The sequence below is a fragment of the Virgibacillus sp. 7505 genome (genome assembly GCF_002272135.1).
GTDB lineage: Bacteria > Bacillota > Bacilli > Bacillales > Amphibacillaceae > Terribacillus.
Genome location: NZ_NPBF01000032.1, coordinates 1 through 18,120, shown reverse-complemented (window position 1 = coordinate 18,120; position 18,120 = coordinate 1). Strand labels below are relative to the sequence as shown.

Sequence of the window (18,120 nt, the reverse complement as noted above, 5' to 3'; positions counted from 1 at the left end):
TTCCCGGGTAATATTTTGTCGAAAAAAAGATGTGTAGAAGTCGCGCTGACTTTTACACATCTTCTTCTATATATTCTTGACCGCCAAATGTTATTTCTGCCTGTGCATTTGTCATGTCTGTAACATTTGCTTGGAACTCCTCTTCCTGTCCAGATCGCAAGGCGACGTGCAGCACGACGCGGTCAGCATAATCAATGGTTCGCAATGTATAGGCAGATTGCCGCAGTTCGTTTTCGACTTTCCCGAGAAGTGTATAGTCGATATGAATCTCTGCAAGCTGCATGAGCTGCCGTTTTACGACACCGATTTCGTCGATCGATTGGGCAGCAGATCCGGAATAAGCACGAATCAGACCGCCAGCTCCAAGCTTAATGCCGCCAAAATACCTCGTGACGACAACAGCAGTATCCTTCAAGCCCTTCTTTTTCAATACTTCCAAAATCGGCACACCAGCAGTTCCGCTCGGTTCGCCATCATCACTTGCCTTTTGAATCAGGTCGTGTTCGCCGATCATATAGGCTGAGCAGTTATGGGTGGCGTCTTTATGCTCTTTCTTGATTTTCTGAACGAAGCTGATTGCTTCTTCTTCCGTCTCAACGCGCTTCACGTGACCGATAAAACGGGATTTTTGGATGACAATTTCGTGTGAACCTTCCGATTTTACGGTAAAATAAGTTGTAAGCATCTTGCATTTTACCTCCTTGAGCACTCATTATATAAAGATAGCAGAAAACATGACGAATTACATAGAAAAGTATCCCGCAAACCCCATAAAGCAGTTGGGTAATTCGAATGATATAGCATACAAGATTGGAGAAATGAAATGGGTAAAAAAATCGAAGACAAAGCGCTCGACCGGATCATCAATGAGATGGTGGAAGCTGTCGAGAACAGCAAGGATGAGATTTTTTACATAGGGGAAGAGTCACGCATGGAATATGAGCAGCTTCTTGCTGATCTGCAGCTCACAAAGGAAAAAGTGGGTGATATGATCAAGGAAGGAGATCAGCTGGAGCAGAAAGTCCGCTATTCCAAAATGCGTTTGTCTGATGTGAGCCGTGATTTTGATCGTTATTCGGAAGAAGAGATCCGGGAAGTGTACGAGCAGACCCATAAGCTGCAGATTGAGCTACGCATGTCCCGTGAAAAGGAAAAGCTTCTGCGTGAACGCCGTGATGAGATTCAGCGCCGATTGCAGGGGCTGGAACTGAAGATGAAGCGTGCAGAAGGTCTGGTAGGCAAGATCAGTGTGGTCCTCAATTATTTGAATGACGATTTCAAACAAGTTTCCCAGCTCATTATCGATGCGAAGGAGAAGCAGGAATTCGGTTTGAAAATCATTGAAGCACAAGAGGAAGAACGTCGCAGGCTCTCCAGGGAAATGCATGACGGCCCAGCTCAAATGCTTGCGAATATCCTGCTCAGATCCGAACTTGTTGACCGTACTTTCCGAGAAAGGAGTACAGAGGAAGCGCTGCTCGAGATCCAGAATATGCGTAAGATGGTCCGCAGCTCTCTGTACGAAGTGCGCCGCATCATTTATGACCTTCGCCCGATGGCGCTGGATGATCTCGGTTTGCTGCCTACGATTAGGAAGTACTTGGCCAATATCGAAGAATTCAATAACATCCATATTGATTTCACAGCATTAAAGGCAGAAAAGCGTCTGGATCCGAAGTATGAGGTGGCATTGTTCCGTCTTACCCAGGAAGCAGTCCAGAATGCAGTCAAGCATGCAGAACCAAGTACAATCAAGGTCCGCCTGGAAGTAATGCAGGACTTGGTAGTTATTAGCATTATTGATGATGGAAAGGGCTTCGATGTTACAGTGAAGAAAGAGAACTCATTCGGAATTATCGGGATGCGCGAGCGTGTTGAGATGCTGAATGGTTCCATTGCCTTCCATTCCGAAATCGGAAAAGGGACCCGAGTCCTAATCAAGGTACCACTTACAGAAGGATAAAAAGAAGGATATAAGTGGCGGTAATCAGGTAATTATGCTTATAATTAGAAGCATGTAATGTCAACCGCTTAGACGGGACTTGTTAACGCACTTATATTGACAACTTACTCATAATTTCTAAGAGCACACAGCAAAAGATGAAAATGACAAGAACTTGTAGGAGGAGCGAACACATGAGTACTGGAATATTATTGATTGACGACCATAAGCTATTTCGAGAGGGTGTCAAACGCATCCTGGAATTCGAACCGGCTTTCCAGGTTGTAGCAGAAGGAGACGACGGGTCAGAGGCACTTGAGCTTGTTGAAAAGTTCAATCCTGACGTCGTACTGATGGACATTAATATGCCGACTACAAACGGTGTACAAGCAACAGCTGACTTGATCAAACACCGTCCAGATATCAACGTCATCATACTTTCGATCCATGATGATGAAAACTACGTAACACATGCTTTGAAAACTGGCGCACAAGGGTATTTGCTGAAAGAAATGGATGCAGATTCTCTGATTGATGCCATCAAGGTCGTCAGTGAAGGCGGATCCTATTTGCATCCGAAAGTCACTCATAATCTTGTGAAGGAATACCGACGCCTTTCAGAGGAAAGCAACTCATCCATTTCCAGCAAAATCGGCGAACACCGCCGTCCATTGCATCTGCTTACACGCCGGGAATGTGAAGTTCTGCAGCTGCTTGCTGACGGAAAGAGCAACCGCGGCGTAGCGGAAGCACTGTATATCAGTGAAAAAACAGTCAAGAACCACGTTAGTAATATCTTGCAAAAAATGAATGTCAATGACCGTACACAAGCAGTTGTAACAGCAATCCGCAACGGCTGGGTCGAAGTATTGTAAGGTGAAAGTCCGGGTGATAAAGCCCGGGCTTTTTTTGTTTTTCTGATGGAGAGCTAGGACAAAACTGTGATTTCAGACTGGGAATCTGCAAATCACTTTAGTATGGCATGAGATGAATTCCTAATTGATGGATGCAAAAAGGACAGGCATAGGGTAAGATAGAAGGCAGAAATCGTTAGATAGAAGGCAGAAAAACGTAAGGGAGACCGATAGCATGAATATTGCTGTAATGACAGATAGTACAGCATATCTTACGCCAGAACAGCGAGAAGCATTTGACATACATATGATCCCATTGCAGGTCGTTTTCGACGATGCAACGTATGAGGAAGAAGTGGATATCACTGCTGAGGAATTCTATGACAAGATAAAGCAGCAAAAGGCATTGCCTAAGACATCCCAGCCAGTCGTAGGTAAAGTGATCGAGAAGCTGGAGGAGCTGAGCGAATCCTATGATGCCGTTATCAGTGTGCATCTTTCCAGTGGAATCAGCGGTACGTACCAAAGCATGGTGGCAGCCGACGATATGGTAGAAGGAATCGACGTCCATGCGTATGATTCCGAACTGAGCTGTATGGCCCAAGGCTACTATGCATTGGAAGCAGCACGTATGGTGAAACAAGGCGCAAGCGTTGAAGATATTCTTAAGCGTTTGGATGAAATGAAAGAAACGATGATAGCGTATTTCATTGTTGATGATTTGTCCAATCTGCAACGCGGCGGACGCTTGAATGGAGCGCAAGCCATTATCGGCAGTCTGCTCCAGGTAAAACCGGTTCTTCATTTTGAGGATAAAAAGATCGTGCCGTTTGAAAAGATCCGGACGAAGAAGAAAGCAATCAGCCGAATCAAGGCATTATTCGATGAGCAAGCTGCAGGTGGTGCAAAAATGAAGGCCTGCATCATTCACGGCAATCGACCTGAGGAAGCAGAAAGTCTGCGTCAGGAATGGGCGGCCGAATACCCAAATGCAGAAATAGAAGTATCTTATTTCGGCCCGGTTATCGCCACCCATCTTGGCGAAGGTGCCATTGGATTTTTGTGGTACAAAGTGTAAGGGGGGATAGTTTCTCTCCCCTTTTTTTATAGAAAGGAGCAAGTAAATGGAACTTGATCCAAAACGCTATGCCGGTAAACGATTATTAAGCCGTGAAATTCCACTCTCAGCTAATGCCCTTCAGGAAGCTCTCCAACAACATCACTTCAAACAAATTCCATCAATACGAAAAGAAAAAAACAGCTTATATTGTAATCGGTGCAATGCGACACAGCCTCATCTGCAAAGTATTAACTGTCAGATCTGTGGCAGTATCCATCTTTACTGCAGGAACTGCATTCAAATGGGAAGAGTAAGTGCCTGTGAACATCTCTATGAATGGACTGGCCCGGACCCTGAGTGGCCCTCTCATGATAATCCTTGTGCTTGGGAAGGAGAACTGACCAGGTATCAGCAGCTTGCCGCAGATGCAATTGATTTGGCGATGAAGCAGAATGGGAAGCTGCTGGTACATGCTGTCTGCGGTGCGGGTAAAACGGAGATGCTATTCCAAGGGATTACGATCTCGCTCCAACAGGGCAAACGAATTTGTCTTGCGACACCGCGAGCGGATGTGGTCAGGGAATTGCTGCCGCGATTCCAACAGGCATTCCCAACTGTCACTGTTCAAGCATTATATGGCAGCAGTCCGGATAAAACGGGTGACGGTCAGCTCATCCTGGCGACCACGCATCAGCTGCTGCGGTTTTATCAGGCTTTTGATGTACTCATCATTGACGAGATCGATGCTTTTCCATATCATGTTGACCCGATGCTCCATATCGCCTCGGAAAAAGCCAAGAAATCGACATGTGCCTCCATTTTCCTCACTGCAACACCACGGCAAAAAGAAAAGCGGCAAATCTCTGCCCAAACCCTCCCTCATGTTTTCGTTCCCGTACGCTTTCATGGGCAGCCTCTTCCAGTACCTGCATCAAAGCTTTGCTTTGGTTTGCAGAAACAATTACGAAAAGGGAATTTTCCGAAAGGGCTGCTGCATTGGATCAACAATCGCAGTAATCCGACAAGGCAGGTACTGATTTTTCTTCCTACCGTCGTACTTGCTGATAGACTGCAAGAAGAGGCAAAGGAAGTGCTTCGTCCATCCGCACAAAAAATCCTGTCAAAAAGAGATGCAGAAACACTAATAAGAACTGTCCATGCTGCCGATAAAGACAGAGAGGCAAAAGTGCAGGCATTCCGAAATCGTGATATAGCCGTTATCCTAACGACAACCATTCTTGAACGAGGTGTGACGTTTCCTTCTGTGGATGTAGCAATTTTGGATGCTGGTCATGATGTTTTTGATGAGGCAGCATTGGTGCAGATTGCAGGCCGTGCCGGCAGAAGTCCAGCTGATCCGACAGGAGAGGTTGTCTTCTTTCATGAAGGAAGAAGCGATGCTATGGATAAGGCAGTGCGGTCCATCACCGACATGAATCGAAGGGCAAAGCGGCTATGAGTCTATGTGTAGGATGCGGAGAATCGTACGCTTCCCGTCCCAGCTGGTCCACTTTCTTTTGGCCGGAGCGGATATCACTCCTTTGTTTGGATTGTGAAGTGTCTTTTCACAGACTGGAAGAGCCAGGTTGCACAAGTTGCATGAAACAGACGACTTCTAGTACTTGTTCAGATTGTCTCGAGTGGGAGAAAACGAGCTATCAGACTATGCTGGAGAGGAATGTTTCTTTGTACTGCTATGAGCCATTTATGCAGGATTATATAGCAAGATGGAAATATCGCGGCGATTATGTGCTGGGAAAAGTGTTTGAAGCCGAATTTCGGAAACTCTATCTTCAGCATTTCAGGGAGTCCAAGTATGAGGTAGTTCCTATTCCATTAAGCGCAGAGCGGATGGCGGAGAGAGGCTTCAATCAAGCGGAAGAGCTGGCAGCTTTTACACGGGCCAAGCGGAAGAATGCACTAGGAAGAAAGCATGGAGAAAAGCAATCCAAGCGTAGCCGATTGCACAGAGTGACAGCTGATAATCCGTTTTATTTACTATCGGAACCACCCCGATTCGCTGTTTTGATCGATGATATTTATACAACAGGAACAACGCTTCGGCATGCTGCGCAGGTTTTGAAGGAAAATGGTACCGAATTTGTAGCGGCCTGTACGTTAATCAGGGGGTAACTTTCCCATATGCCAAATGTCGTGTGAACCGCGGGTTTATTATATTATCATGCTATAATTATACTAATCAGGTCACTTACGAGTGTACCTATTATACTAGGAGGAGGGCGTTAGCCTATGTTAGAACTAGCAAATTGCGTCCGCTGCGGAAGCGTATTCGCGCGAGATTACCGAGATATTTGTCCGAATTGCCATCGAGAGGAAGAGCGTTCCTTCCAAATGGTCTACCAGTATCTGCGCAAACGTGAAAATCGCCAAGCAACCATCCAGCAAATTACAGAAGTCACAACCGTACCAGAATCACTGATCATCAAATTTGTCCGTGAAAAACGATTGCAGCCAAGTCAATTCCCGATGCTGTCATATTCTTGCCGCAACTGTTCCAATCAAATTACAGAAGGCGAAATTTGCACAGATTGCAAAGATCAAATGCGCAAAGATCTGGACGTTGCTCGCGAATTGGATGAGAAACGTGTAGCTGCTGCAGGTGTTAAAGAGCAGCGTGTCTATTACAATGCAAATCGTTCTGTGAAATAATTCATTAAATCGCTTAACATTTCCCCGATGTTGACCGATACTATCTGTAAGAGTGTTAAGAAGTTGGAAAGGGGTGTAGATCTTTGAAAATTCAAGGTCCGAACCAATCCGGTTTCAATCCGTACACAAAACAGCTCAAGCAGCAGGCAGATTTGCAAAAAGCAAGTCAGCGCCAGGATAAATTGGAGATCTCCTCAGAGGCGAAACGCCTTCAGGAAGGCGACAAAATCCAGGCTAGCCGCCAGAGCCATGTGGAACAGATAAAAGCCGCAGTACAAAATGGCGAATATAAAGTCGATGCAGAGAAAACCGCTAAGAAAATGATGGATTTTTGGTCATAAGACCAAGGAGGAGCAACCATGGCTTTACAAGCTTTATTAGAAACGATTGAAAAACTGCATAAATTGCATCGGAGTCTTCTTGAAATCAGCCGGCTGAAAACAGATCATCTGAAATCAAACGACATGGAAAGCCTGCAGAAGCAGCTGCTTGCAGAAAAGAAGCATGTGCAAGCTGTCGCCCAGATTGAGAAATTGCGAATTCAGCAAACAGAATCATGGGCTGTTGCATCTGGACTTCCGGTGCCGTCTACTGTTTCGGAGCTTTTGGAACTGATTACAGATCAGAAGTCAGCCCTTCAGTTTGAACAACAACTGATCGGCCTTACGGAGACGGTGACAGAGCTAAAGAAGCAGGAAGCGCTCAATCAGCAGCTGCTGGAGCAGTCGATGCAATTCTTGCAGATTTCACTGGATATGCTTGCTCCCTCCATCCAATCATTGAATTATGGTACACCTAACCAGGATCAGCAGCGACCGCAGAATCGCGCCTTGTTTGACTCCAAAGCATAACACAGATACGGAAAAGCTATCGGTAAAAGGGGAATATACATGGGATCAACATTCCAAGGATTAGAAATCGCACGCTCAGCGCTTTTTGCGCAGCAGACGGCGTTATATACGACAAGCAATAATATTGCGAATGCAAATACAGAAGGCTATACAAGACAGCGCGTTAACTTCGAACAAATCTCCCCATATCCAGCCGCAGGACTAAATCGTCCACAAATAGCCGGACAACAGGGAACAGGGGTCCAAGCAGGCTCAATCGAACGTATCCGAAACAGCTACCTGGATGCGCAATACCGTTCGCAGACTGGAACTTCTGCTTACTGGAGCATGAAATCCGAAGCATTGAACCGGATGGAAGGGATTATTAACGAGCCGTCTGATTCGGGCTTATCTGCTGTTTTGGATGATTTTTGGAGCTCCTTACAGGATCTTTCGGCTACACCAGATGAATCAGGAGCCCGTTCTGTTGCCTTAGAAAAAGGTAAGGCAGTAGCAGAGACGTTCAATTATATCTCTGACAGCCTTACGAATGTTCGTGGCGACCTACGTGACCAAATTGATAATGTGTCCGTGAAGAGCATCAACTCTTATATGAACCAAATCAATGAATTGAACAAACAGATCGCCGAAATGGAACCGCACGGTATGGTGACAAATGATTTGTATGATAAACGAGATGTACTGATAGATGAGCTTTCCTCGATGGTCAACATCAAAGTGGAATACCAGGAATCAGGCGGCTTAGCTCCAACAGCAGCTCAAGGTATTGCTAAAATCACATTGGTTGATGAACAGGGTGCAGCACAAGCAGTATTGGTTGATCCTGACACGAAAACCTATCAGCCTTTGTCAGTCCAGTATGGTCAAGATGAGAACGGCATGCAGGCTGTTGAAAGTATTACTTTTGGAGATACAGAGATTTCTGTAGAGGATTTTACTTCCAAAGGGGAGCTTAAGGGCCTGATGGATTCATACGGATATCTGGAAGATGGTTCTATTAAAGGTACATATCCGGAAATGATGCAAAACCTTGATAAAATGGCGTTCAACTTTGCACAGGCAATCAATGCAGTGCAGCAGACTGGCTATACAAAAGGTGGCACCCTCTCTGGAATTGATTTCTTTGACGCAGGTGGATCGCAGTACGGAGCTGCAGCAAATATCAGCTTGTCCGATGAGATAGATGGCAATCCTGATCTAATAGCAGTAAGTGCAGACGGTACTTCCGGTAATGGCGAAAATGCGAAGAAGCTCTCCGAAGCGATGCGTTCCCCATTAGAAGGACTAGGTAACACTTCCGTCAGCAGTTTCTATGAAGGTATGATCGGTACATTGGGCGTGAACGCACAAGAAGCAAAGAGACAAGCAACTAACTCTACTTCGTTAGTCGATCAAGCTGATTTGCAGCGTCAATCTGTTTCCAGTGTGTCACTAGATGAAGAAATGACCAACATGATCAAGTTCCAGCATGCTTATAATGCTGCTGCCCGCAGCATGACAGCTGTAGACGAAATGCTCGATACAATCATCAACAACATGGGATTAGTAGGGAGGTAAGTGAAACATGCGTATAACACAAAGTATGATGTCCAACAGTATGCTGCGTAATCTGAGCAACAGTTACAGCGACTTGAATAAGTATTCTGAACAGCTTTCATCAGGTAAGAAAATCACAAGGCCTTCTGATGATCCCGTTGTTGCGACAAAGGGTATGAGTTATCGAACTGAAGTACGTGATGTAGCACAGTACAAGCGAAACCTATCAGAGGCCCAGACTTGGATTGATAACTCTGATTCTGCTCTGAGCAACGCTACAAGTGCGCTGCAGCGACTTCGCGAATTGGCTGTCCAAGCGAGCAATGGTACATATGAAGAGGGACAGCGAAGTAATATTGCAGAGGAAGTTGATCAGCTTAAAGAACAGCTGGCAACAATTGCAAATACACAAGTAAATGAGAAATATATTTTTAATGGATCCGCCACTAATACTGCTCCAGTTACGATTAATGAGGATGGTAGTACTACTGTAGATTTTAATTCTAATGCAGTTAATCTGACTTTATCCAAAGGTGTTGATGTTAAAATCAATGTCGATGGAGGTGCAGTATTCGGGAATAAATTATTCGATGACTTAAGTAATTTCTCTGCAGCACTCCGCTCAGATGGTTCTGATGAAGACTTAGATCAGTATATTGGACTAATAGACGAGAATATCAATAATCTTGTCAACGAACGAGCAGATATAGGTGCGCGGATGAATCGGATGGATCTTGTAGAATCCCGCTTGGGTGATCAGGAGCTGTCAGCCACAGAATTGATGTCCAATAACGAGGATGCCGAAATGGAAGAAGTTATAATGAATCTTACTTCCCAGGAAGCAGTTCATCGAGCGGCGATGTCAGCAGGTGCGCGAATTATTCAACCAACCCTTATGGACTTTCTACGATAAAAATAGATAAAGCTCTGCCAGTAGGCGGGGCTTTTTGTATAGAAAGGAGTAATACTTATGCAAATGCCTCAAGTGCGATTACAATCTCAGCAGGCTAAGATCAGTATTAATACAACCGATGCGACAGTGAATATTCAACAGCCTGAAGCAGAACAAACGATTCGTCAGCCACAAGCTGAAATTACGATGCATACAACACCATCCAAGCTTACGATTGATCAGACACAAGCGTGGAATGATATGGACTTGAAGTCTGTCTTTAAACGGATAGAGGATTTTGCGGAGCTTGGCAAGAAATCTAACTTGGAAGGCATCGCGCGCCGTGTCCAGGAAGGTAAGGAAATGATGGAAATTGAAAAAGGCGGAGATCCGATTGTGGCCCAAGCAAAACGGATAGATGATCGGAAACTGAAGGATTTCGCAATTGGGTGGATCCCTTCCCGATTTTCTGTAAAGATCGATTATCAGCCTTCTGATTTGAATATCGATGTGAAGATCCACTCTCCGGAAATAAAGAATACACCGAATAAACCGCAGTTTGCCTATGAGCGAGGCCAGGTGGATACAGGTATCATGCAATACCAGTCGCTTAAAGTAGACTTCGAAAACTTAAAATTCTATGGTGTTAATGGGTTCGAGATAAACATATAAGGAGTTTAGAAATGAATATTGAAACAAAATATTTTGGAAATATGTCAGTAGATGAAAATAAAGTGATTCACTTCGAGAAAGGGTTACCAGGATTCCAGGATGAAAAGATGTTTGTGTTGATTGATTTTCCTGACAACCCTGTATTTCAGATCCTGCAAAGTACTGAAACAGCCCATGTTGCATTTGTAGTGGCTAGTCCATATCATTTCCGTAAGGAATATACATTTGACTTAGGAGATCAAACGAAAGACGAGCTGGCAATCACAACTCCGGATCAAGTAAAGATTTTATCTATACTCACATTACGGAAGCCTTTTGAGAAGAGCACGATTAATCTATTAGCACCGATTATTATCAATGTAGATGCATTGAAAGGGCAGCAAATCATTCTTACGGATGATTTCTCCTCCCGTACACCTTTGCAATCTGAGAAAGCGAGGGCGGAATAATGCTTGTTCTGACAAGAAAAGTTGGAGAGTCTGTTAAGATTGGTGACGATATTGAAATAAAAGTCCTGAGCATCGATGGAGAACAGATCAAGCTTGGTATAGATGCTCCTAGAGAGATAGCTATACATCGTAAAGAAGTTTATCTATCGATTGAACAAGAAAATAGTGCTGCTGCAGACACTTCTGTCGATTTACTTAAATTCTTAAAAAAAGAATAAAGAAAAAGCTAAACATATGCTGAAATCCTCCGATATAAATAGTACAGCAAAGGTAAGCACGGGCGGCCGACCGCTGCGAACCAATAAAACCACAAGGATGTGGGCTGTACTTACACTCAAGGAGGAATTTTTAAAATGAGAATCAATCATAATATCGCTGCTCTTAACACTTACAACAAACTAAGTGCTAACTCTGCTGCAACACAAGGATCTTTGGAAAAACTATCTTCAGGTCTTAAAATCAACAAAGCTGGAGACGATGCTGCAGGTCTAGCAATCTCCGAAAAAATGCGCGGACAGATCCGTGGTCTTGACATGGCTTCCAAAAACGCACAAGACGGTATCTCTTTGATCCAAACTGCTGAGGGTGCTTTGAACGAAACTCACTCTATCCTACAGCGTATGCGTGAATTGGCTACACAGTCTGCCAACGACACTAACACTGATACAGACCGTGCAGAGCTTCAAAAAGAAGTGGATCAGTTGGCTCAAGAGATCACTCGTATCTCTACAGACACTGAATTCAACACGAAGAAACTAATCAACGGTGATGTAGCTGCAACTGCAATGACATTCCATATCGGTGCTAACCAAGATCAAAACATTGAACTTACAATTGCTGACATGGGTGCTTCTGCACTAGGCGTAGAAGGTGATTCTGCTACTGCTGGTATCAACATCTCTTCTCAAAGTGATGCTAACGCTGCGATTTCTACAATCAACGCTGCAATCGAAACAGTTTCTGCTGAGCGCTCTAAACTTGGTGCTTACCAAAACCGTTTGGATCACACAATCAACAACTTGCAAACATCTTCAGAAAACCTAACAGCTTCTGAATCTCGTATTCGTGACGTTGACATGGCTTCTGAAATGATGGAATTCACTAAAAACAATATCCTTTCTCAAGCTGCACAGTCTATGCTTGCACAAGCTAACCAGCAGCCACAAGGTGTATTGCAACTTCTTCAGTAATTTCATTATAGGCGAATCTTTTTTCGCCTATAAAAATACTGGTCCAATTTTTTGGACCAGTATTTTTATAGATTGAGGTGGTGTTAATTTTGAAAAAACCAATTGTTTCTCTTTGTATGATTGTAAAGAATGAAGAGAAAGTGATAAAACGTTGTTTAGATTCAGTTGTGGATTTAGTAGAAGATATTGTTATTGTCGATACGGGCTCTACTGACAGTACAATCGAAATAATTAAAGAGTATGAAAATGTACGTCTATTTTACTTTGAGTGGAATAATAGCTTTGCTGATGCAAGGAATTTTGCTGCTAGTCATGCTCTAGGTGAATGGATTCTTGTATTAGACGCAGATGAATTTCTTGAGGCAACAAATGCTCGCGCTGTAATCGAAGATTTGAAAAATAGTAAAGATGATGTGTATGCAATAAATATAGTTAATTTCGTGGGTGACAATGGGAATCGAATTGTTGAAAATAAACATGTGAGATTGTATAAGAATTCCGGTGCTTATGAATATACCAGAGCTATACATGAACAAATAACACATAAAGAAAATAAGAATATCACTGTTAAATTATCTGATCTAATCGCATATCACTCTGGTTACATGGAAGAAGTAGTGAAAACAAAGCAAAAGACAAATAGAAACAAGAAATTAATAAATCTACAACTTAAGAGAGAAAAAAGTGGTTTCGACTATTATAATCTTGGTAACGAGTTGAAGATAGAAAAGAAATACGAACAAGCACTTGATGCTTTTGTAACTGCATACAAGAAAAAAGAAGATCCTTTTATAAATTGGGTTCCTATATGTTTGCTTAATATTACAGAAACATTGATTTTGTTGGATAGACATAATGATGCGCTTAATGTACTCCAAGATGCGATAAGAATATATCAAGATGCAGCAGATTTCCTATATATTAAAGGTTCTATTTATATAGCCCAAGGTAGACTTGAAGATGCAAAGCAGGTTTTCACGCTAATATTAAGTGAAAAATCAACGTTTAAAACTGTTGTGAAGAGTTCAGATGCAATTGAATATCTACCATCTTTAAGGTTAGGTAAAATTTACGAACTCGAAAAAGATATGGAGAAGGCTGTAGCTTATTATTCCAAAGCCTTGAATATAAATAACCGCTGCTTTGACTCACTCACAAGCCTTTTGAAGATACTTGCAATTCATACTTCTGCAAAAGAAACATTTGAGATCACAAAACCCTATCTAGAATTCCATCTATATGATGTCATACGTTTTCTTCTAAATGAAGGTCTATATGAACTTGTCAGGGAAATTGCAAACAATGTAAAAATGGATAAAGACGTTTTAGACATTTTAGAAGTGAAAATATCTGCAATTAGATTTTCTGGACTTGAAAATGATTGGCTGAAAAACGACGAACCAAAACTTGCTAAGGCTTTACAACTTAAATTTATCGATGCAGGGGATATCTATTTATTGCATCGCTTAGAACCTTCCCAAAACTTAAAACATGTATATAGAAATATCATACTAAATTCAGTATTAGGTTTCCTGATCGATGACAATTTTAATAAAGACGAACTGAAAAAAGAAGATTATACTTTAGAATTTAGTTATATGATTAAGAAATTAATCAAGTACGAAAATTACGAAATTGCTAATGAGTTGCTGGAACAAATTTCTTTATTCTCTCCATCAATATATGCAAAGCTTGGAGGAATATTGTTCGAATTATCACAGCAAGATCTCGCTATGATTTTATATGAAAAATCGGAAGAACATACTTTAGAAAGACAAGACTATCTAAATATAATTACATGGTTAAAGGCGCACGATAATTTGGAAGAAGCTAATAGAATAGCTAAAGAAGCGTTAAAAAAATATAATGATAATTACCTGTTTTATAAGCAGTTAATTGAAACTGACGCGGATCCTGAGCCATATGTGATGAAAGCTTTAGATTTATTCAAGGATAGTATGTGGCTTGAAGAGAAACTATTAGGAATTTAAAAAAGCGCACCTTATATAAGGTGTCTTTTTTATGATTTAAAAGAGAGAAAGAGGCGAATATGATGCTAATTGATATCGTTTTAGGATATGCAGAAGGAAAAGGCGGTTTAGAGGACGTATTGACTACTGTTGTAAGTGGTCTTGTGAGAAAAGGGAATAGAGTGCGTGTATTACAAACACATCCCCCGCAATTTAAAGCTTGGGCAGAAACAATACCCGAAATATATTATTATGGCCAGGGTGGAAAGGTCGGGGAAGAAACTGTCTCTTCTATGCAAGCTGGTTATACAAACTTCTTGAAGAGCGCGGAACTGCCGGATGTAGTCATAGCCACACATGCTCCCATATTAAGCTACATTTGCAGGTCGGCTATTGCCCGCTTTAAGCCTGATACTCCTGTAGTATCTTGGCTTCATGGACCCCCGGCTTATTTTGGAGGAGGAAGATTTCTGAAGTATAGCGATACGCATTTTGCAATTTCTTCAAGTATTGGACGCACAATAAAAGACTTTACTGAGGAACAGCCGATCTATTTAGTGAACAACCCTGTAGACATAGAACAAAAAGAAATAATTCGTCCTGAGGAATTGAAGATTATATTCATAGGTAGATTGAGTAATAAGGAAAAAAGACTAGATTTATTATTAGGGGCGCTAGCGGGTGTTCATGATGAATGGGATCTAACTTGTATTGGAGATGGTCCTGATAAGAATATGCTTTATAATTTAGCAGATGAATTGCATATTAATGATAAGATAACATGGTTAGGATGGAAGGATGCTCCCTGGGACGAGATAGATGAAGCCTCGGTTTTGGTTTTGCCATCTGATTTTGAGGGGTTTGGATTAGTGTTGGTAGAAGCGCTCTCCCGCGGCGTGGCGGTTATCTCAACTGATTGTGATGGGCCCATGGATATAGTTAAGAATGGTATTAACGGATGGATTGTTCCCAAAGGGGATAAAAATAGAATAAAAGACCTTCTTAACGATATACAATCTGGAAAAGTTAAGCTGCCTGATCCACAGGTGTGTATCGATTCAGTTATAGAATACGAAGCTGAGAGAGTGGTAGAGAGAATGGATGATATTCTCCAAAGTCTAACAACTAATGATTTTATTGTGAATGAAAAAATTGTTAGTGAGAGTCATGTAGAAGATGAAGTTACTTGTAAATTCATAACTGCGGATATTTATCCTGCTCTAGAAGAACACTTATCAGCGAATGGCATCCATTGGTATGACTTGAAAATCAATGCTATTAATTATTCTTACACAAGAGCAATCGTTCGTTTTAGCTATCAAAAAGACAGGCATGATAATATAGAAGAAATCAGAGTGAAAATTGTGAACGATAATGGAACTTGGCAGGTAAAACGAATCTTTTAATATAAAGGAGTATTTACCATGATCATTGATTTTGCCTTTATATACGCTGATGGCAACGGCCACCTGGAACAGATTATAACCAAGACTGCAAGTCTGCTGACTAAACGTGGTCACCACGTGCGTGTGTTCCAATCCTATCGACCAGAGGATACAGAATGGGAGTCATCATTGCCGGAAATCCACTACTATGGAGAGAAGAGCGGTCTGGAATATGAGAATCCAGATTCTTTAATCGAAGGGTATACAAATAGCTTGCGGCATCATGGCAAGCCGGACGTGATAGTAGCAGTACGTGCACCGCTGATGAATTATGTATGCCGAACAGCAGTAGCGCAGTTGTATGGTCCGTTACCGAGAATCTATTCTTGGCTGCAGGGAGCACCAGAGGAATATGGATATGAAGAGGCGCTGAAATTTAGTGATCGTCACTTAGTGATGAATGAACAGCTGGAGGAAGCTGTGCAACGCTATTCTTTTCAGGATCAGTGGCTGCATTTGATCGGAGAGCCAATTATACAGGGGAAGCCTGCTGTGATACCTCGTCCAGAAGATAAAGTCCATTTCTTTTTTGTCGGAGAGTTAACTTTGTTTGATAATTATTTCGAACAGGTTTTTACCACTTTCAGGAGCATACAGGACAATGTGGCCCTAACGATAATCGGTGATGGACCGGATAAGGCAGCTATACAGCAATTGGCTCAGCGGATTGGGGTAGAGGAAATAATTGTTTGGAAAGATAGTGCTGCGGACTTTTGGTCACTCCTAGAATCTGCGACAGCTTTAATGTTAAATGGCAGCTATCCCGAATCGAATCAGATGAAAATAGAAGCGCTGGCAAGAGGCGTTGTTCCTATCAACCTGGGTTCTCATGGGTCGATGCCTACACTTGAAGATGTGCCAGCCATTGCAGAAGGTAAATATGAACTGCCTACTCCTGAAGCTTGTCAGGCTATGGTTCAGCCGTACTACATTGAATCGGTAATTGATCAATTGGAAACTGCCCTGAAAGAGGAGAGCTCTGCAGAAATTCCGATGCAGGCGATACATGACCCGCAATATCTTTATTATAAAGTGCTTAATGATATCCTGGCTTGCGCGATTGAAGGGACAGAGTTGGTTGTTCAATCAGAGGAAGAGATTGACTACTTAGCCAGCTTTTTTACCCAGCGATATATAAGCGAGGAGTTCAAGCCTGTAGATGCAGATGTAACAAGGCAGGTTGCATATCCAAAAGTAGAATCTGTCGATTATCATTATAAAAGGGCCTCGGTACGTTTACTTCTCATCCAAATGTGGAAGGAGCAAAATCGGTCCGAGAAAATCTATTGCCGGCTTGAGTTAATAAATAAAGCTGGAACGTGGAAAATTGATCAGCTGCATCGGGAGGCGCCTTTCCGTACAGAGGAACAATCCGTATCTACAACTGGTCGTAAAAAGCTAGTCATGGTAGCGCGTAATAGCAGTGGTTCGAACACGTATGCTTTAGCGAAGCATATTCCGGAATCCATTCATGATACATTTGATGTTGAACTGCTGCAGCAGCAGGAGACACAGGAGTTTCAGGAGAAAGTCAAGGCTGCCGAAGTGCTGGTTATTACCGAGGCGAATATAAAGCATAATAAAAAGCTTTACAATCCTAATCAGCTGATCATAGACACTTGGCATGGCTTTCCGCTTAAAGCAATGGGATTCCAGGACAAAAATGAACAGAGCAAGCATGTGTTGGCGGATCGTTGGGGAAGCATCAATTATGTGTGTTCGTATTCTGAGTTCTTCAGTAACTTAATGATCCGCTGTTTTAAATTGAATCCAGAGCATATCCAGCTGACGGGTGCACCACGTAATGATCTGATGCTGCAACGGCCTGATATGCACTTTCTAAGAGAAGAATTCGATATAGACCCAAGTGAAAGCCGGATGATTTTCTTCATGCCGACGTATCGGCAAGTGGCGCACAATGACCGAGCTGATACAAACCTTAATCGAGATAATCTTTTTGGGATGGAAAGTTTCGATAATGATCAGTTTTACGATTTCTTAGAGAGAGAAAATTTGGAGCTGATTGTAAAGCTGCATCCAGCTGAAGAAAAGCTATTCTTGAATCATTTCGAGATGCAGACACGTGTGCATTTGCTTACAGATGAGATGCTGACTCGTTATGGAATGGATTTATATGAAATTATGCCGCTCGCAGATATGCTGATTACGGATTATTCCTCCATTTATTTTGATTATTTATTATTGGATAAGCCAATTATCTTTTCACCTGTTGATCTTCAATCGTATCAGCAGAATCGTGGATTCATTCTCGATTCTTATACGAACTGGACACCTGGACCAAAGGTGACGACGCAGGAGGCACTGCAGGATGCTTTGTCGACCTTCTTAGAGAACCCTTCTTGGTATAGCGCTGAACGGAAACAGATTCGAGACCAAGTGCATCACTACCAAGACAGCAAGTCTTCTGAAAGAGTATGGCAATTTATCCAGGAGAAAATTTCAGCTTATACCCAGCCAGTATAAAACCGCCTTTTCAGGGGCGGTTTTTTATTGTTATAAAAAAGATACATTTTTTAAAAAAAAGATGTTTTGAAACTCAGCTATATGGGTACAGGGTGGGGTCTATTC

Annotated in this window: 18 protein-coding genes; 17 read left to right on the top strand and 1 reads right to left on the bottom strand. The window is 42.4% G+C overall.

Features of this window, described 5'->3' with window-relative positions:
* Nucleotides 1–52: 52 nt before the first annotated feature.
* The gene (locus CHH91_RS14450) at nt 53–685 is read right to left on the bottom strand and encodes a YigZ family protein (RefSeq protein ID WP_095224156.1); all 633 of its coding nucleotides are present in this window, start codon (nt 683–685) and stop codon (nt 53–55) included.
* Nucleotides 686–823: 138 nt separating this feature from the next.
* On the opposite strand from CHH91_RS14450, the gene CHH91_RS14445 reads away from it, so the two are divergent.
* From CHH91_RS14445 to CHH91_RS14365, 17 genes are all read left to right on the top strand, one after another.
* A complete protein-coding gene (locus tag CHH91_RS14445) occupies nt 824–1,963 on the top strand; it encodes a sensor histidine kinase (protein ID WP_095224155.1) in 1,140 nt (379 codons plus the stop codon).
* Nucleotides 1,964–2,136: 173 nt separating this feature from the next.
* Entirely contained in the window at nt 2,137–2,817 is a 681-nt protein-coding gene (locus tag CHH91_RS14440; protein ID WP_038564508.1) for a response regulator, read from the top strand.
* Between the two features lie 214 nt (nt 2,818–3,031).
* The gene (locus CHH91_RS14435; RefSeq protein WP_095224154.1) at nt 3,032–3,874 is read left to right on the top strand and encodes a DegV family protein; all 843 of its coding nucleotides are present in this window, start codon (nt 3,032–3,034) and stop codon (nt 3,872–3,874) included.
* A gap of 283 nt (nt 3,875–4,157) precedes the next feature.
* Nucleotides 4,158–5,315 (top strand): ATP-dependent helicase ComFA, encoded by a 1,158-nt coding sequence (locus CHH91_RS14430; protein ID WP_286160794.1) that lies wholly within the window; start codon nt 4,158–4,160, stop codon nt 5,313–5,315.
* A 140-nt stretch (nt 5,316–5,455) separates the two neighbouring features.
* A complete protein-coding gene (locus tag CHH91_RS14425; protein WP_176465802.1) occupies nt 5,456–5,989 on the top strand; it encodes a ComF family protein in 534 nt (177 codons plus the stop codon).
* A gap of 117 nt (nt 5,990–6,106) precedes the next feature.
* Nucleotides 6,107–6,526, top strand: coding sequence for a TIGR03826 family flagellar region protein (locus tag CHH91_RS14420; protein WP_095224151.1), 420 nt, complete (start codon nt 6,107–6,109; stop codon nt 6,524–6,526).
* Nucleotides 6,527–6,609: 83 nt separating this feature from the next.
* Entirely contained in the window at nt 6,610–6,867 is a 258-nt protein-coding gene (gene flgM, locus CHH91_RS14415; RefSeq protein ID WP_095224150.1) for a flagellar biosynthesis anti-sigma factor FlgM, read from the top strand.
* Nucleotides 6,868–6,885: 18 nt separating this feature from the next.
* Complete coding sequence (locus CHH91_RS14410; RefSeq protein WP_095224149.1) at nt 6,886–7,377, top strand: flagellar protein FlgN; 492 nt, start codon at nt 6,886–6,888, stop codon at nt 7,375–7,377.
* Nucleotides 7,378–7,416: 39 nt separating this feature from the next.
* Complete coding sequence (gene flgK / locus CHH91_RS14405; protein ID WP_095224148.1) at nt 7,417–8,934, top strand: flagellar hook-associated protein FlgK; 1,518 nt, start codon at nt 7,417–7,419, stop codon at nt 8,932–8,934.
* A gap of 7 nt (nt 8,935–8,941) precedes the next feature.
* Complete coding sequence (gene flgL, locus CHH91_RS14400; protein WP_095224147.1) at nt 8,942–9,826, top strand: flagellar hook-associated protein FlgL; 885 nt, start codon at nt 8,942–8,944, stop codon at nt 9,824–9,826.
* Between the two features lie 57 nt (nt 9,827–9,883).
* A complete protein-coding gene (locus CHH91_RS14395; protein WP_095224146.1) occupies nt 9,884–10,477 on the top strand; it encodes a DUF6470 family protein in 594 nt (197 codons plus the stop codon).
* A gap of 11 nt (nt 10,478–10,488) precedes the next feature.
* Nucleotides 10,489–10,926, top strand: a complete 438-nt coding sequence (gene fliW, locus CHH91_RS14390; protein ID WP_095224145.1) for a flagellar assembly protein FliW — start codon at nt 10,489–10,491, stop codon at nt 10,924–10,926.
* Complete coding sequence (gene csrA, locus CHH91_RS14385) at nt 10,926–11,144, top strand: carbon storage regulator CsrA (protein ID WP_095224144.1); 219 nt, start codon at nt 10,926–10,928, stop codon at nt 11,142–11,144. Before fliW ends, csrA begins: the two co-directional genes overlap by 1 nt.
* Nucleotides 11,145–11,279: 135 nt before the next feature.
* On the top strand, nt 11,280–12,116 hold the full coding sequence (hag, locus tag CHH91_RS14380) for a flagellin Hag (RefSeq protein WP_095224143.1): 837 nt from the start codon (nt 11,280–11,282) through the stop codon (nt 12,114–12,116).
* An 89-nt stretch (nt 12,117–12,205) separates the two neighbouring features.
* Nucleotides 12,206–14,107: a glycosyltransferase gene (locus CHH91_RS14375; protein ID WP_095224142.1), complete on the top strand. Its 1,902-nt coding sequence runs from the start codon at nt 12,206–12,208 to the stop codon at nt 14,105–14,107.
* Nucleotides 14,108–14,166: 59 nt separating this feature from the next.
* On the top strand, nt 14,167–15,492 hold the full coding sequence (locus tag CHH91_RS14370; RefSeq protein ID WP_095224141.1) for a glycosyltransferase: 1,326 nt from the start codon (nt 14,167–14,169) through the stop codon (nt 15,490–15,492).
* 18 nt (nt 15,493–15,510) lie between these two features.
* Nucleotides 15,511–18,015, top strand: coding sequence for a CDP-glycerol glycerophosphotransferase family protein (locus CHH91_RS14365; RefSeq protein ID WP_095224140.1), 2,505 nt, complete (start codon nt 15,511–15,513; stop codon nt 18,013–18,015).
* Nucleotides 18,016–18,120 lie beyond the last annotated feature (105 nt).

What these genes read in the sequence shown, in the direction of transcription:
- CHH91_RS14370 (WP_095224141.1), top strand. Translation starts at nt 14,167, where the DNA reads ATGATGCTAATTGATATCGTTTTAGGATATGCAGAAGGAAAAGGCGGT.
- CHH91_RS14410 (WP_095224149.1), top strand. Translation starts at nt 6,886, where the DNA reads ATGGCTTTACAAGCTTTATTAGAAACGATTGAAAAACTGCATAAATTG.
- CHH91_RS14435 (WP_095224154.1), top strand. Translation starts at nt 3,032, where the DNA reads ATGAATATTGCTGTAATGACAGATAGTACAGCATATCTTACGCCAGAA.
- fliW (WP_095224145.1), top strand. Translation starts at nt 10,489, where the DNA reads ATGAATATTGAAACAAAATATTTTGGAAATATGTCAGTAGATGAAAAT.
- CHH91_RS14425 (WP_176465802.1), top strand. Translation starts at nt 5,456, where the DNA reads ATGAAACAGACGACTTCTAGTACTTGTTCAGATTGTCTCGAGTGGGAG.
- csrA (WP_095224144.1), top strand. Translation starts at nt 10,926, where the DNA reads ATGCTTGTTCTGACAAGAAAAGTTGGAGAGTCTGTTAAGATTGGTGAC.
- CHH91_RS14450 (WP_095224156.1), bottom strand. Translation starts at nt 685, where the DNA reads ATGCTTACAACTTATTTTACCGTAAAATCGGAAGGTTCACACGAAATT.
- CHH91_RS14445 (WP_095224155.1), top strand. Translation starts at nt 824, where the DNA reads ATGGGTAAAAAAATCGAAGACAAAGCGCTCGACCGGATCATCAATGAG.
- hag (WP_095224143.1), top strand. Translation starts at nt 11,280, where the DNA reads ATGAGAATCAATCATAATATCGCTGCTCTTAACACTTACAACAAACTA.
- CHH91_RS14395 (WP_095224146.1), top strand. Translation starts at nt 9,884, where the DNA reads ATGCAAATGCCTCAAGTGCGATTACAATCTCAGCAGGCTAAGATCAGT.
- CHH91_RS14420 (WP_095224151.1), top strand. Translation starts at nt 6,107, where the DNA reads ATGTTAGAACTAGCAAATTGCGTCCGCTGCGGAAGCGTATTCGCGCGA.
- CHH91_RS14365 (WP_095224140.1), top strand. Translation starts at nt 15,511, where the DNA reads ATGATCATTGATTTTGCCTTTATATACGCTGATGGCAACGGCCACCTG.
- CHH91_RS14430 (WP_286160794.1), top strand. Translation starts at nt 4,158, where the DNA reads ATGGGAAGAGTAAGTGCCTGTGAACATCTCTATGAATGGACTGGCCCG.
- CHH91_RS14440 (WP_038564508.1), top strand. Translation starts at nt 2,137, where the DNA reads ATGAGTACTGGAATATTATTGATTGACGACCATAAGCTATTTCGAGAG.
- flgL (WP_095224147.1), top strand. Translation starts at nt 8,942, where the DNA reads ATGCGTATAACACAAAGTATGATGTCCAACAGTATGCTGCGTAATCTG.
- flgK (WP_095224148.1), top strand. Translation starts at nt 7,417, where the DNA reads ATGGGATCAACATTCCAAGGATTAGAAATCGCACGCTCAGCGCTTTTT.